This is a genomic window from Cellulomonas sp. P22, from assembly GCF_044392165.1.
Genome location: NZ_JBISBW010000005.1, coordinates 135,365 through 149,275, shown reverse-complemented (window position 1 = coordinate 149,275; position 13,911 = coordinate 135,365). Strand labels below are relative to the sequence as shown.

The 13,911-nt window shown below is 69.3% G+C and carries 13 protein-coding genes and 2 pseudogenes; 11 read left to right on the top strand and 4 right to left on the bottom strand.

The window, feature by feature from the left end; genetic code table 11:
• Positions 1–5 precede the first annotated feature (5 nt).
• The 3 genes and pseudogenes from ACGIF2_RS05965 to ACGIF2_RS05955 form a co-directional block, all read left to right on the top strand.
• Positions 6–2,804, top strand: a complete 2,799-nt coding sequence (locus tag ACGIF2_RS05965; RefSeq protein ID WP_396044528.1) for a Z1 domain-containing protein — start codon at positions 6–8, stop codon at positions 2,802–2,804.
• Positions 2,805–2,820: 16 nt separating this feature from the next.
• The gene (locus tag ACGIF2_RS05960) at positions 2,821–3,876 is read left to right on the top strand and encodes a PD-(D/E)XK motif protein (protein WP_396044526.1); all 1,056 of its coding nucleotides are present in this window, start codon (positions 2,821–2,823) and stop codon (positions 3,874–3,876) included.
• 53 nt (positions 3,877–3,929) lie between these two features.
• Positions 3,930–4,288 (top strand): annotated as a pseudogene (locus ACGIF2_RS05955) (transposase); the annotation flags it as partial.
• A 454-nt stretch (positions 4,289–4,742) separates the two neighbouring features.
• Here ACGIF2_RS05955 and ACGIF2_RS05950 read toward each other — a convergent pair.
• Positions 4,743–5,630: a hypothetical protein gene (locus ACGIF2_RS05950; protein ID WP_396044524.1), complete on the bottom strand. Its 888-nt coding sequence runs from the start codon at positions 5,628–5,630 to the stop codon at positions 4,743–4,745.
• A gap of 57 nt (positions 5,631–5,687) precedes the next feature.
• Between ACGIF2_RS05950 and ACGIF2_RS05945 the strand changes: the two genes are divergently transcribed.
• On the top strand, positions 5,688–6,173 hold the full coding sequence (locus ACGIF2_RS05945; protein ID WP_396044522.1) for a TIGR02679 domain-containing protein: 486 nt from the start codon (positions 5,688–5,690) through the stop codon (positions 6,171–6,173).
• Positions 6,174–6,197: 24 nt separating this feature from the next.
• Positions 6,198–6,665: pseudogene (locus ACGIF2_RS05940) on the top strand (DUF2399 domain-containing protein); the annotation flags it as partial.
• A gap of 149 nt (positions 6,666–6,814) precedes the next feature.
• Here the strand turns inward: ACGIF2_RS05940 and ACGIF2_RS05935 are convergent.
• Both ACGIF2_RS05935 and ACGIF2_RS05930 read right to left on the bottom strand, forming a co-directional pair.
• Complete coding sequence (locus tag ACGIF2_RS05935) at positions 6,815–7,474, bottom strand: response regulator (RefSeq protein WP_396044520.1); 660 nt, start codon at positions 7,472–7,474, stop codon at positions 6,815–6,817.
• Positions 7,471–7,809: a sensor histidine kinase gene (locus ACGIF2_RS05930; protein WP_396044518.1), complete on the bottom strand. Its 339-nt coding sequence runs from the start codon at positions 7,807–7,809 to the stop codon at positions 7,471–7,473. Before ACGIF2_RS05930 ends, ACGIF2_RS05935 begins: the two co-directional genes overlap by 4 nt.
• A gap of 128 nt (positions 7,810–7,937) precedes the next feature.
• Between ACGIF2_RS05930 and ACGIF2_RS05925 the strand changes: the two genes are divergently transcribed.
• The gene (locus ACGIF2_RS05925) at positions 7,938–8,834 is read left to right on the top strand and encodes an SDR family oxidoreductase (protein ID WP_396044516.1); all 897 of its coding nucleotides are present in this window, start codon (positions 7,938–7,940) and stop codon (positions 8,832–8,834) included.
• Positions 8,835–9,169: 335 nt separating this feature from the next.
• On the opposite strand, the gene ACGIF2_RS05920 is transcribed toward ACGIF2_RS05925, so the two are convergent.
• Positions 9,170–10,366 (bottom strand): cytochrome P450, encoded by a 1,197-nt coding sequence (locus tag ACGIF2_RS05920; RefSeq protein WP_396044514.1) that lies wholly within the window; start codon positions 10,364–10,366, stop codon positions 9,170–9,172.
• A 14-nt stretch (positions 10,367–10,380) separates the two neighbouring features.
• Here ACGIF2_RS05920 and ACGIF2_RS05915 point away from each other — a divergent pair, with 14 nt between their 5' ends.
• From ACGIF2_RS05915 to ACGIF2_RS05895, 5 genes are all read left to right on the top strand, one after another.
• The gene (locus tag ACGIF2_RS05915; RefSeq protein WP_396044512.1) at positions 10,381–10,746 is read left to right on the top strand and encodes a substrate-binding domain-containing protein; all 366 of its coding nucleotides are present in this window, start codon (positions 10,381–10,383) and stop codon (positions 10,744–10,746) included.
• Positions 10,747–10,915: 169 nt separating this feature from the next.
• The gene (locus ACGIF2_RS05910; protein WP_396044510.1) at positions 10,916–11,761 is read left to right on the top strand and encodes a DUF4397 domain-containing protein; all 846 of its coding nucleotides are present in this window, start codon (positions 10,916–10,918) and stop codon (positions 11,759–11,761) included.
• Positions 11,762–12,021: 260 nt separating this feature from the next.
• On the top strand, positions 12,022–12,519 hold the full coding sequence (locus tag ACGIF2_RS05905; RefSeq protein WP_396044508.1) for a class F sortase: 498 nt from the start codon (positions 12,022–12,024) through the stop codon (positions 12,517–12,519).
• Positions 12,520–12,566: 47 nt separating this feature from the next.
• On the top strand, positions 12,567–13,175 hold the full coding sequence (locus ACGIF2_RS05900; protein ID WP_396044506.1) for an RNA polymerase sigma factor: 609 nt from the start codon (positions 12,567–12,569) through the stop codon (positions 13,173–13,175).
• Positions 13,162–13,908, top strand: a complete 747-nt coding sequence (locus tag ACGIF2_RS05895; RefSeq protein WP_396044504.1) for an anti-sigma factor — start codon at positions 13,162–13,164, stop codon at positions 13,906–13,908. The genes ACGIF2_RS05900 and ACGIF2_RS05895 overlap by 14 nt, the downstream gene beginning before the upstream one ends.
• Positions 13,909–13,911: the final 3 nt, after the last annotated feature.

The window sequence follows — 13,911 nt, the reverse complement described above, 5'->3', positions numbered from 1 at the left end:
GTGGCATGAACAGTCCCGAGATCGAGCGCATCTATTTCGACGCGCCGCCGCCCAAACGCGACTCGTGGTGGGAGCGCTATACCGCCGCGCTCACTGGGGTTTCGACGACTGCCCGGTCGGCGCTCGAGGCCGACTGTGGCTACATCCTGGACCGGGGCATCTTCGGCTCAGGCAACCCAGGTGACGGTGGCTGGACCGGCCAGGTGCGAACCGGCCTAGTTATGGGTTCGGTCCAGTCGGGCAAGACCGCGTCGATGCTCGGCGTCACCGCGCTTTCTCTCGATCGCGGCGTCGATGTTGTCGTCATCCTCGCCGGCACACGACTCTCACTGTGGCGTCAGACCTACGAGCGGTTGGCTGAGCAACTGGACTCCGGAGAGGACGGTACCGCGAAGGCGAACCGGCGCCTCCTGTGCCCACCGCCGGGCGTTGCGCTCTCGGGCGCGTCGGGTTCGCTCCATGACACCTACCGGCTCTCCTCGGCGCAGGTTAGAAGGAAGCTTGGCAGTGGTCGCCCGCTGGTCGTGGTCGCCATGAAACAGACGGACCACCTCTATGCGCTGGGGGGCAACCTGCGCAATAGCGTGTTTCCCGCGGTGTGGGAGATCGGGCGACCGGTGCATATGCTCGTGCTCGACGATGAAGCCGATGACGGGTCTGTACTTGACGCGGTTGTCGAGGCAGGACAAAACCCGCTCTGGTCCGGATTTAAGCAGATTCCACGTGCCATTGCGGATCTCTGGGATCCTCGGTCGGAGGCTGCCCCAGCAAACCTGTATACGACGTACGTCGGCTATACCGCTACCCCGCAGGCGAACCTTCTCCAAGAGGATCACAACCCTCTAGCGCCGCGCGATTTTGTCATCTCCCTGCGAACGCCGCTCGATATCGGTCACCCTGTCGACCTCACGCGCGCAGATGCACAGCGCTCGTCCACCTACCCGGAGCCGACCGGTCTCGACAACTTCTATACAGGCGGCGAGGTCTATTACCGGCGCGGCGCCTCAGCGCAGTTGTGTGTTGAACTCACCGGCCAGCCTGACGACGACCTCGGCGAGTCGATCCGAGCTTTCCTCGTCGCTGGTGCAATCAGGCTCCATTGGGCAGCCGGCACGTTCGGTCCGTCGTCGATTTCTGGCGCACAGTTCGAGAGCGAATCTGCTGCGAAGGTGGCGTCACCGGACCCGCACTCGATGCTGTTCCACCCAGCCGCGGATATCGAGGAGCACTTCAAGGGTGCGGAAGATATTCTGACGTGGGCGGGCCTAGGTGACCGACAGACAGCGCGCGAACTACTCGAGTCCGGGGACGCGCGCCTGCCCGACGAGCTGATCGCGAGGATGCTGGGAGAGCAGCCGCTCTGGGCCGCATGGATCGACCGCTACCGGCGCTCGTCAAACGAACTCGGAACGCAGTTCAACGTCATCAACCCGCGGACGATCCCGGACTGGCCGGTGGTCCGACAACTCTTGGAGACCGAGATCATTCCAGGCACAAGGGTCTCGGTAGTTAACAGCGACCCGAGCGCCGACGACCGCCCTGACTACAAGCCTTCGTTCGACGAGGAAGTCGGCAGTTGGCGCGCGGCGCGCGATCTGTCCACTATCTTCGTCTCCGGGAATGTGATGGCACGCGGGCTGACGCTCGAGGGGTTGACGACGGCGCTATTCCGGCGTAGCGCGAGCATTCCCTTCGCCGACACACAGATGCAGATGCAGCGGTGGTTCGGCTACCGTGGCAGGCACATCGAGTTGTGCAGGCTGTTCGCGACTCCGCTGCAAATCGACCTGTTCCGGGGTTACCACGACATCGACGAAGCCGTCCGAATCGCGATCGCAGACGCGATGGCAGGGGATGCTCCCTCGCCCGTAATGCTGCACGGGCTCCATTTTCTTGCGACAGGCAAGATTGCGAACCTCGCTCGTACCCCGCTGTGCCCGAGCTCGAAGCCATTCGTGACGCTCATCAACAGCGGCGAGGCAACTGACCCGAACACGAAACTGGTCGCAAAGCTCTTCGCGTCGGGTACGTCGTCAGAACTGGTTGTCGGGCAGAGCACGCGGGGACTCGCATTGGATCGGACACTGTCGCTGAGCGAGGCCGCCGACCTGCTTGGAGGCCTCACCTACGACGGCTACCGCCCGGGGATGGAGAGCCGGCTCGCAGAGCTTTGGTCGCAGGTCCAGGCGCGAGTCACGGCCGAACGCCCACTTCCCGCCGGATCGCGGCTGTATCGCGCCCCGGAGGCTCCGGACGGCGAGGATCCTCCGCCGGTGAGGCCCAACTGCCCGTATTCCATAGCGGCCTACCTACGGCTATGGGATGCATGCCTGACCAGGAACGTTCGCGGGTTGTTCGTCACCGGGGCGCCATCCGATCTCTGGTCGATGGCCGACCTCCGGGAGAAGCAGGCGCACCAGCCGACGTTTTCGGTGGGCGTCCGCTATGGCGCGGGCGACCCCATCAACTCCGGGCCGCTCGAAACCCTAAACATCCGGGCCACTACGAAGCGGGTGGGTCCGCGCGGTGTACTCGAAACGGAGTGGGGTGCGAACAACCCCGCGGCCGGCCCGCTCGATTACCGAGGCGACGAGTTCTTCGACTACTACCACCGCGGTGAGCGGGTCCCACGCCTTGTGAGCGGCAGCCCGTGGCGTCCGCCTGGGTCACATGGCCAGATACTCTTTTACGTCAACCAGCTTCCAGGGCAGGCATATCCTGCCATTGCGGTCGGGGTATGCATCCCAGCGGGTGGTCCCGAGCAGTTCGCCGCCACCCGGGCCTCGGCACTTGTGGCGACATGATGGAGGTCTCATCTCGATGACAACCTACGAACAAGCCCGCCAGGTAATTGCGAGTGTTCCGCGGGCCAGGGATGCACGTATCCGCGATGTCACGTGGATGTCGGACGCTCAGGTCGTTGGCGTGGCCAGGGACACCGACGGACGCGTTGAGGTGTTCCTCAAGGGCGCAAAACTCCACCCGTCTTCGGCCATCGTCCGAGATGCAATCGAGTTCCGCGTCGTTCACCGCGACAGGCAGCCATCCTTCGACGCCAACCGACTCCGGTTGCCTGCACTGGCGCACTTCGACCAGGTGGCGGCGTTCATCTGTGCCGAGCTACTCCGTGGCGACGCCGACGCCTCACTTCCGCGCGCTTTCATTCAGACAGAGCCCATCATCGAACTTGCGATTGAGCGTCACGCCCTCTCAAATTCGGCCATCATTGGTCTAGCCGGGGAACTCCTGGTGATCGACGCCTTGTGTAGACGCGCAACGGACGCTCGGGTGGCCAATATCATCTCTGGGTGGGACGGGTGGAAACGGTCTTCCCGTGACTTGACCGTCGGCACCACGGGCATTGAGGTCAAGACCACCATCGGCCCAACGTCAGCACACCCAGTCGAGGGCGTCCACCAGGTCGAGCGCGATGACGGCTCCGGCGGCGGCACTCCTGAGGACCGTCTCTTCCTGGTCAGCATCGGTCTCGAACCGGGGGCCGATGGGGGCAATGCATTTACGATCCCGTATTTGGTAGAGCGCATCCTCGCGCGCATGTCGGCGGCTGGACTCGCAGATAGCGACGTCGAGAAGTTCCTTTTCCACGTCTCGGAGTATGGCGTGAGCTTCGGGGGCGGCTACGACCATCGCACACAGGCATCGGACGCAACATTCGCGATCGGCTTCCTTACGTCGTTTTTCCGGGCCTATGACATGTCTGACATCGATATTGAAGTGCTGCGCAGGCAGGACGTCATGGTCCGCTCGCATGTCGACATCGGATCCGTCAAGTTCCGCGTGAATATGCCAGTGGCCGCGAGCGCGGGTAATCCGATCAATGGGGCGAACCAGGTAGCCGCCGCGATCATCGGGTAGGCGGATCCACGTGATCCGACGAATCGTCGCTCAGGACCATTAATGCTCCTGTCGACGAGTACGTCCGGGCCGAGGCGACCTGGGGCATCTACCAGCGGATGGTCACGGCCTACCGTGAGACCGACAGGACCCTGAACTGATGGAGCAGCTGATCGCTGCGGTCAGCGCAGGGGTCCCGGCCGCACTGACCGAGATCATCGCCCTCGGGCGGACGCTCAAGAAGCGCGCCGTCGACGTCCTTGCCTACTTCGAACGCCCCGGCACCAGCAACGGTCCCACCGAGGCGATCAACGGCAGACTCGAACACCTCCGCGGCTCCGCCCTCGGCTTCCGCAACCTCACCCACTACATTGTCAGATCACTGCTGGAGACCGGCGGCTTCAGACCACTGCTACACCCTCGAATGCGATGAGCCCCTAAACAGCGCGGCGTTGCGTCAGCTTGGCACGAGGCTCCACGCGCCCCGCGAGAACTACGGGGCCATCCAGCAATCCAGCCTCGACTTCCCACGCGAGCTCCTAGCCTCGACTTCCTGCGCGAACTCCTGGAGTTGGCCCGCGACACGCGGCGGCTGAGAAGGTCGTCAACGAGGTCCCACGCGAGGAGCAGGGCAAGCCTGCGCTCACCGAGATCTTCGAGGCACTCAAGACCGATGAGACCCCGATCATCGTCGAGAACATCGTGAGCCGGATCGACGACGTGGTCCGGGCTCCGCTTCGACGGCTGGCAGTCGACTATCCGCGGAGACCAGGAAGTCCGACAGGCACTCCGCAAGACCCTCTGCGTCCAGTTCAAGATCCGCGACAACGAGGGTTTCGAGACGGCGCTCGGCTACATCCGCGAGTACTACTAGCGGCGCTCCCGAGCTAGACGGTATCGAACTTTGTGGTGAGCTTCGTCGTATCGACGATCTCGCCCAGGGACTCAGCGACTGTGTCGGCGATACGTGCCGCCCCGTGCGAATAGACGAGTCCTGCGTTCAGCGCCGAATAGAGTCGGAGCGCCCGCTTGGTGCCGGACTCTGCTAGGACGTGGGATGCCGCTGCGACTCCCGCTTGGCTTGCGAACGACTTCCTCGTCACCGGGCCGGGCCACACAGCTGGCTCCGTTCCCGTCACGAGTCCGTGAGTCAGGCAATGACGGACCTGCATCCAGCCGTCGGCATCGTCAAGGACGTCGTTCCAACTGCGACTGCGCGTGCGCGACCAGGAGGTCATCTTTGCGCCGCTCTGGCGCCATACCCTCAGCGACCATGTGCCGGCACGGCTGACGTCGATACCCGAAACGTGCTTCAGGCTCTCCGACAGCGTCCGAAGTGTGGGATTGGTCAGGTTTGCGTTCGCCGCGATCTGAGCCCAACTGTGGCCGTGCGCCAGCATTACGACCACGACGAGTTCTTCTGCGAAAGCTTCGAACCCGGCGGTCACGCTTTGGACAACGGCCGGGGGGATGCCTCGATAGACCTTCTGCGGAGCGCCAACAGGGCGCGGCTTTGGATAGAGCTCGAACAACTGGCGTGCGGCTGTGAGCGCCTTGTCGAGTCGTACGACGGTGCTCTGGACAGAGGGATGGCTTGGCATGACGCGCAGCGTATCGACCAGGCGGTGCACGCGGAGCAGAACGGAGTCCGCCAGAGTGGTGTACCGGTAGCCCGGAGATCGTGTCGTAGACGAGGATGCGGTCACCGCGTGACCCTTCGAGTGATCTCTCACAACCGACTCGAAGAAGGGCTCCACGATGATGACCGCAACCATGAGTGCCGACCCTGCCCGATTCTGCACGATCAGCTAGCCCAAGCGTCCCCGGACCTGATGCGCGAGTTGCTGTCCACGTTCATCGACTCTGCTGTCGGCCCAGGCCGACGCGGTCTGCGGCGCCGGGATGCGCTCGGTGCACGCCTCGAGGCGTTGCAGGAGCACATGCAGAGCTGGGCCGCAGAAGCGCGGGCACGGGGCGTGCGGTCGTCCGTCGAGGCAATGCGCGCCGCGCTCGACCAGGCGCTCGTCGTGCTCGGGGAGCTTCCGGCTAACGACGAACCGCTCCTGGCCTTTGCCGGTCGCGTCCTGAACGACCCGCGCGCCCTTGACCCGTCGACCAGGCTGTCCACCCTCGTTCTGAGCGCAGTCGCCGTCCATCAAGGTCTGCCCCGGCCCGGACGCGCTGCCAGCAGGCGTGAGCTGTGGCGCAGCGTCGGAGTCACCGACGACGCGCTCTCCTCGATGGTGCGTGTGGCCGGGTTCGCGACAGTGGGGCACACGCGGTCGGACCGTCTGTCCCGGATCGGATTCGAGGGCTGATCAGCGGTCTGCCTCACTCTCGATGACGTGCGCGCGGGTGTGTCGACCCTTGGAGCGCGCACCACGGTGTGCGTCGTCGAGAACCCGGCGGTCCTGGCACTGTCGTTGAGTGCGTTCGCCGAGGGCCCGCCACCGGTGATCTGCGTCTCCGGCTGGCTGAGCGATGCGGCTGTGGACCTGCTCGTCGGGTTGGCGAGCGCTGGCCATCGGCTGCTCTACCACGGCGACCTCGACGGTGAGGGAATTCGGATCGCCACGCACGTGATCACATCGACGGGTGCCGAGCCTTGGCGGATGTCCGCTGCTGACTACCGAGCGAACGTAGCCCCGCACGGGGCTGCCGTCGGCCGAGTCACTCCGGCGCCCTGGGATGACGAACAGGCTGATGTCATGCGCCGGCACGGCGTCGCGGTCCTCGAAGAGACCGTGTGGGACATGTTGCACGACGGCATGCGCGAACGTGACACTCCGGCCGGGCGGGGCGCTGAGTAGGTGCCCGACGTCGTCGTGCGGGCGCGACGGCGCCGTTGACCCCGCCCCTTAGCACGCGGACGGCAGGGCTGGGTCGAGCTGGTGCCCTGAGCCGGACTCTGCGCACCCGCGATCCAGCCGGGCGGCCCGCCGTCGGCGTGGGCGCGCGCTCAGGTCACCAACCCCCTGCGGTAGGCATACACCACCGCCTGCACCCGGTCCCGCAGGTCGAGCTTGGCCAGGATCCGCGAGACGTACGTCTTGACGGTCTCGTGGCTGATGACGAGCGTCGCGGCGATCTCGCTGTTGGACATGCCGCTGGCGATGAGCCGCAGCACCTCGAGCTCACGTGGGGTCAGCGAACCGTCGTCGGGGGTGCGCTCGGGTGGGCTGATGCGGCTGGCGTACCGGCCGACGAGCTGTCGGGTCACCTCGGGTGCGAGCAGTGCGGCGCCGGTGGCGACGGTGCGGATGCCGTGGAGCAGCTGGGCCGGGGGAGCGTCCTTGAGCAGGAAGCCGCTGGCTCCGGCGCGCAGGGCCTCGTACACGTACTCGTCGAGGTTGAACGTCGTGACCACGAGCACCTTGACGGGGTTCGCCACGCCGACGCCGGCCAGGAGGCGCGTGGCCTCGATGCCGTCGAGCACGGGCATCCGCACGTCCATGACCACCACGTCCGGCTTGACCCTGGCGGCGAGGTCGACCGCGGCGCGCCCGTCGCCGCACTCGCCGACCACCTCGAGATCGGGCTGGGCGCCGATGATGGTGGCGAACCCGGTGCGGATCAGTGGCTGGTCGTCGCAGACCAGCACCCGGATCGGCTCGGTCATGACGGGCTCCCGGCGGGGATGCGGGCCTGGACCACGAAGCCGCCGCCGGCCTGCGCCCCTGCGCTGAACTCGCCGCCGAGGACGTCGACGCGTTCCCGGAGCCCGGCGAGGCCCCGCCCGCTCCCGCCGACGATCCTGGCGTGCGAGCCGGAGCCGTCGGTGCTGACCTCCACGGTGATGTCCTCGGCGCCGTGGCGCACGCGCACGTGCACGGTGGTGCGGCTGCCGTGGGCGTGCTTGAGGGCGTTCGTCAGGGCTTCCTGGACCACACGGTAGGTCGTGACCTCGGCGCTGCCGGCGGTGTCGGGCGGGCTGCCCTCTTCGGTGTACTTCACGGCTTGGCTGGCCTGCCGGGTCTGCTCGACGAGGCCGTGCCATCGCCCTGCACGGTTCGCCGCTATGGTCGCGAGGGCAGGACCGGGGTCCCACCAGGTGTCCTGCGGCTTCCGCAAAGGAGATCACGATGTCGCAGGACCAGCTCACGTTCGACAACCCGGTCGAGCGCCACTCCCACATCAAGCCGCACGCCTCGTGGCAGCCGTTGCCGGGCCTCGACGCGGAGCTCGACCCCAAGGCCGATCACGGCGAGACCAGCTACCGCGGCACCGGTCGACTCCCGGGCCGCAAGGCGCTCATCACGGGCGGGGACTCGGGCATCGGCGCGGCGGTGGCCATCGCGTTCGCGCGCGAGGGTGCGGACGTGGCCCTGAGCTACCTGCCGGAGGAGCAGGTCGACGCCGACGCCATCGCGGAGCACGTGCGCGCGGCAGGTCGCACGGCGGTCCTGCTTCCCGGTGACATCCGGGACCGCGAGTTCTGCCGCTCGATGGTCGCTGGAGCGGTCGAGGGCCTCGGTGGGCTCGACATCCTGGTGAACAACGCGGCGCACCAGGTGTACCACCAGAGCTTCGACGAGCTGGACGAGGAGGACCTGGACCGCACGATCCAGACGAACATGTACGCGATGTTCTGGATCACGCGCGACGCCCTGCCGCACCTTCCCCCGGGTTCGACGATCATCAACAGCACGTCGGTCCAGGGCTACAACCCCTCGCCGATGATCATCAACTACGCGTCGACCAAGTTCGGAATCATCGGCTTCACCAAGGCGCTCGCCGCCGACCTCGCGCCCCGCGGCATCCGGGTGAACGCCGTCGCACCCGGGCCGGTGTGGACGCCGCTGCAGGTCTCCGACGGGCAGCCCACGGAGAAGCTGAACGGTTTCGGGGAGTCGTCCTGGCTCGGCCGGACCAGCCAGCCGGTCGAGCAGGCGCCGGCCTACGTGTTCCTCGCCTCGCCGGAGTCCAGCTTCGTGGTGGGTGAGGTCATCAACGTCAACGGCGGTGCGAACGTCCCCTGACGGGTTGGCGGACGTCCAGTTGAGGACCACCGTGTCGCCTTTCAGACCCCGACGACACCCTCGATTGTGATGAGCCGGTCACGCACAGCCCGGGGAGCGGGCGGCTCGCAGTCGACCTCTCCCCGGGCGGTGATCACGGTTGGGCGGGGCGAACCCGTCGCAGCATGGAGACGCCGGCGACCACGATCGTGCTGACGCCCAGGGCGACTTCAGCCACACGCAGCCAGGTCTGCTGGTCGTCAGGAATCGCGGGCGCGACAATCGCAACACCGAGGACTGCAGGCGCGCCGCCCGTCCCGGATGTTGCGGGTAGCTGCCCGGTTCTGCGGCGCCCCTCAGCGCAGTCGCAGCGGGGCCACGGCGAAGCCTCCGAGGGGAGGTATCTCACGCTCGCGGGGCCGGTCGGGGTCGGGCTCGACGGCTGTCGTCGCCTCCAGGACCGCCCGGGTCAGCGCCCGCAGCTCGAGGGTCGCGAGGGGTCGACCGGGGCACACGTGCTTGCCGATCCCGTACACCAGGTTGTACGGCGCGTTCGCGTCGGGGTCGAACGTGTCCGGGTCGCCGAACGCCTCGGGGTCGCGGTTGGCGGACGTCCAGTTGAGGACCACCGTGTCGCCTGCGGCGATGTGGCGGCCGCCGACGGTGACCGGTGCGGTGGCGACCCGGCGGTTGCTGACGAACGGGTCGTCGATCCGCAGGATCTCGTCGAGGACGCCGTCCAGCTCCTGGTCGGAGACGCCGGAGCGCAGCCTGGCCTGCAGGTCGGGGTGGTCGGCGAGGTAGGTGAGCACCACGCCTGCGCACAGCGCCATCGACCCCAGGTCCCCGCCCGTCCAGTTGCGCAGGATCGAGACGATCTCCTCATCGGTCAGCGCCCTGCCGTCCACCTGCTCCCGCACGAGGTCGCTCGTCACGTCGGCGGGTGCGTCGGCCCCCGCGCGACGGCGCGCGTCGGTGAGCGAGCGGATGATGGCGTCGAACCGTCGGGCGACCTCCGCTGTGCGCTCACGGTCGCGGGAGCGCGTGGCGGCGTGGTTGTCCGCCATCCACTGCAGCAGCTCGCCCTCCAGGTCGGTCGGCCAGCCCAGCCAGATGCTCTGCGCGCGCACCGCGAACCGCGAACCGAACTCGACCGCGTCGAGGCGGCCCGGGACGTCCAGCTGCGCGACCAGGTCCTCGGCCACCCGGCGCACGGCCGGCTCCACGGCCTGCATGCGTTCCGGGGTGAAGTACCCGTCGACAACGGCCCGCAGCGACGTGTGCTCGTCGCCGTCGAGCCCGTTGGGCACCTGCAGGTGGCGTGAGACGGCGTTGGAGTACGTCTCGTGGTCGAGGGCGGCGGCGGTGACGTCGGCGTGCGTGAAGAGGGTCCACGCACCGTCGGGCCCGTGTGCGACGGGGCACCGTGCCCGCATGTCGTCGTAGGCGGCGCGTGCGTCCCGGCGCACGCTCGGGCCTCGGGGGTTCCAGTCAGGACGCTCGCGTTCGTCGGTGACGACGGAGCCGCCTGCGCTCGTGTCCACGCCGGGCATCGCAAGGGAACCAGATGGTAGGTGTTCGGTCACGGTGCTCATCTTCACACCTGGGCTCGACGCGACGTGGCCACCCGAACGGCCCGCGCCGCGAGCCCGGGATCGACGGCATCTTCGCCGCGTCGGACGCGGTCGCCGCCGGGGTGCTCGAGGCGCTGCGCGAAGCCGGCCGCTCCGTGCCGGGTGACGTCGGCGTCGTCGGGTTCGACGACAGCGCCTGGGCGGTGCGCTGCGTGCCAGCGCTGTCCACCGTGCGCCACGCCGCGCGCCTGATGGGTCGTCGCGCCGCCGAGATCGTGATCGGGCAGATCGAGGGCGCCGAGGTCGAACCGGGCGGTGCCCTGCTCGACACCGAGGTGGTCTGGCGCGCGTCGGCCTGACCCGGCCCGGTCGACTCGATCTGGACGTGCGCCGCTGAACCGCTCCTCCAGAGACGCCGGCTCACGGCGACAAGAGGTGCCCTCAGGTGCATCCACCGGCGGCTCTCGGGCGGAAGTAGAGGTGTCAGCACGACACCGCCCGCCCCGCGGGCCGACCCTGGAGGACGCCATGCGAGCACGACCCTTCGCCGCAGCTGCCGGAACGATCGCCGTCGCTGCACTGACCTTCGCCGCCGTGCCCGCACAGGCCGCGACCGGTGACAACGCCCAGCTCTCGGTGCTCCACGGAGTGCCCGGCCTCACCGTGGACGTGTGGGTGAACGGCGAGCGCACGATCGACGACTTCACGCCCGGCAGCCTCGCCGGCCCGCTCGACCTGCCCGCAGGCACGTACACCGTGGCCATCACGGCGGCCGATGCGACCGACGCGAGCTCCCCGGCCATCGGGCCGGTGGACCTGCCGCTCGACGCGGGCGGCAACTACACCGCCGTCGCGCACCTCGACACCGCGGGGTCGCCCACCGCGACGCTGTTCACGAACGACACGTCGCCCACCGCGGCGGGCCAGGGCCGGCTCACGGTCCGTCACGTCGCTGCGGCTCCGGCCGTCGACGTCCTCGCGGGCGGGCAGCCGGTCATCACCAACCTGACGAACCCGAACGAGAAGTCGCTCGACCTCCCGGCCGGCACGGTGCAAGCCACGGTCGTCGCGGCGGGCACGACGGAGCCGGCGCTGCTCGGCCCGGCGGACGTGACGGTCGCCGAGGGCTCGAACACGATCGTCTACGCGTGGGGCAGCGCCAGCTCGACGCCGTCCACGCTCGCGCTCGCCACGCAGGTGGTGGGTGGGCTGCACAGCGACCCGTCCGGCGTGCAGGCCGGCCAGGCGGGCCTGGTCGACGACTCCGGGACGCAGCCGTGGATGGTCGCGGCGGGCGCGCTCGCGGTGCTGGGCGTCGGCGTCCTCCTGGTCGCACGGCGCACCCGCGTCGCGGCGGCGAAGGACGACCGCTGATCGTGCCCACCTCGGCGCAGAACGGCCCGGCCCGGGGGCGAGAGGCGGCGCGAGCCGTCCGTCCCCGGGCTGCGGCCCCCCGCGCCGCCACACCCGGACGTCGTCGGGGGGTGGCGCACGCGGTCGCGGCGGCGCTGGTGACCCTCGGCGCCTTCACGGCGTGCAGCAGCGACGCACCGGCGGTGTCGGACCCCGCGGCCGCCAGCGCGCCGGCGACGTCCTCACCGAGTCCATCGCCCGGGGGCGCCGCGGCCGGGCCGGTGCCCGTGACCGACGCGGCCCTCGGCGCCACCACCGCACCTGCTGCTGCCCCGCCCGTGCGCGTGCAGGTGCCTGACGTCGACATCGACATGCCGGTCGAGGCGGCGGGCGTGGCGCCCGAGGGGGACATGGAGCTGCCCGACGGGGCGGACGTCGCAGCCTGGTACGAGTTCGGGCCCGCGCCTGCCACCGCCGAGGGGTCCACGCTGATCGCGGCGCACGTCGACTCGCTGACCACCGGCATCGGCCCGTTCGCGAGGCTCCACGACGTGGAGCCGGGCGCGCAGGTGGTCGTCAGCACAGCAGACGGGAGGACGCACGAGTACCGCGTGCAGGACGTCGCCCGGGTGTCGAAGGACGCGGCGCCGGTGGGGGAGTGGTTCGACCGCGGGGGACCGCCGCGGCTGGTTCTCGTGACCTGTGGAGGTGCGTTCGACCGCGAGGTCCGACACTATGCGGAGAACGTCGTCGTCACGGCCGTCCCGGAGGGCGGCTGACCGTGCCGGAGCCGGCTCGGGTCCTGGCGCCGGGTGAGGAGTCGTCCGTGGCGGTGGCAGTTCCCCCGCCCGACCCGTCGGCGGGACCGGAACGCGCGGAGGTCGACGACGTCCCGGCACTGGGCCAGGCGTTCGCCGCCGGTGACGAGGCGGCCGTCCGGGAGGCGTACCGGCGCTGGGCGACGCTCGTGCACACCGTGGCGCTGCGCTCGCTCGGCACGGTCGCCGAGGCCGAGGACGTCACCCAGCAGGTGTTCGTCGACGCGTGGCGCAGCCGCCACCGGTTCGACCCCGCCCGCTCGCGCCTGCCCGCCTGGCTGCTCGGCATCGCGCGGCACGCCGTCGCGGACGCGCATGCGCGCCGGGCGCGCGACGGCCGGCTCGAGATGGCAGCCGGCGTCTCCGCCGCCACCGCGGGCACCGCCACGGCCCCGGGGCATGACGACGGAGTGGTGGAGCGGGTGGTCGTGCGCGACGAGCTGGACCGCCTGGGCGACCCGCAGCGCACCATCCTGCGGCTCGCCTTCTACGACGACCTGACGCACGAGCAGATCGCGCGGCGCCTGGACTTGCCGCTGGGCACCGTGAAGAGTCACGTCCGGCGCAGCCTGGCCAGGCTGCGGACCCGATGGGAGGTGGAGGGTGTCGCCGAGTGACGCGCACGTGGACGACGACGCGCTGAGCCTCCTCGCCCTGGGTGAGGACGCAGGATCCGTCGAGGAGCAGGAGCACCTGGCGACCTGCCCGGGGTGCACTGACGAGCTGGCGCACCTGCGCGCGCTCGTGGGCGTGGCACGGGCCGCTGATGCCGACGGGCCGCTCGTGGCGCCCGCGCCGCACGTGTGGGAGCGGGTGGCCGAGGAGCTGGGCCTCAACCCCGCCCCCATGGAGGTGGACTCCGCACCCGGAGCCGACGCCGAGCCGGAGGAGCAGCTGGCCCCCGTGGTGCCGTTGCGCGCGCGTCGTGCCTGGGCCTGGGTGGCTGGCGCCGCCGCTGCCGGCCTGGTGATCGGTGGGGTCGGCACCTGGTGGGCGACCCGCGAGCCGGCGCCCACCGTGGTGGCGAGCGCGACGCTCGAGGCGCTGCCCGGCTGGGAGGCGCACGGCACGGCCGAGCTCGAGACGGCCGCGGACGGCTCTCGCGTGCTCGTCGTGGACGTCAGCGGCGTGGCGCCCGGTGACGACGGGCTCCGCGAGGTCTGGCTGCTGCGCCCCGACGTGTCCGGGCTGGTCAGCCTGGGCCTGCTCACGGGCGACACCGGACGGTTCGCCCTGCCCGACGACCTCGACGTGGACGAGTTCCCTGTCGTCGACGTGTCCGCCGAGCCGCTCGACGGCGACCCGGCCCACTCAGGCGACTCGATCGTCCGCGGCACCCTCGACGTCTGACGG

Coding starts and splice junctions, on each gene's coding strand:
- ACGIF2_RS05965 (WP_396044528.1), top strand. CDS start 6: ATGAACAGTCCCGAGATCGAGCGCATCTATTTCGACGCGCCGCCGCCC.
- ACGIF2_RS05960 (WP_396044526.1), top strand. CDS start 2,821: ATGACAACCTACGAACAAGCCCGCCAGGTAATTGCGAGTGTTCCGCGG.
- ACGIF2_RS05950 (WP_396044524.1), bottom strand. CDS start 5,630: ATGGTTGCGGTCATCATCGTGGAGCCCTTCTTCGAGTCGGTTGTGAGA.
- ACGIF2_RS05945 (WP_396044522.1), top strand. CDS start 5,688: ATGCGCGAGTTGCTGTCCACGTTCATCGACTCTGCTGTCGGCCCAGGC.
- ACGIF2_RS05935 (WP_396044520.1), bottom strand. CDS start 7,474: ATGACCGAGCCGATCCGGGTGCTGGTCTGCGACGACCAGCCACTGATC.
- ACGIF2_RS05925 (WP_396044516.1), top strand. CDS start 7,938: ATGTCGCAGGACCAGCTCACGTTCGACAACCCGGTCGAGCGCCACTCC.
- ACGIF2_RS05920 (WP_396044514.1), bottom strand. CDS start 10,366: ATGCCCGGCGTGGACACGAGCGCAGGCGGCTCCGTCGTCACCGACGAA.
- ACGIF2_RS05915 (WP_396044512.1), top strand. CDS start 10,381: ATGGTAGGTGTTCGGTCACGGTGCTCATCTTCACACCTGGGCTCGACG.
- ACGIF2_RS05910 (WP_396044510.1), top strand. CDS start 10,916: ATGCGAGCACGACCCTTCGCCGCAGCTGCCGGAACGATCGCCGTCGCT.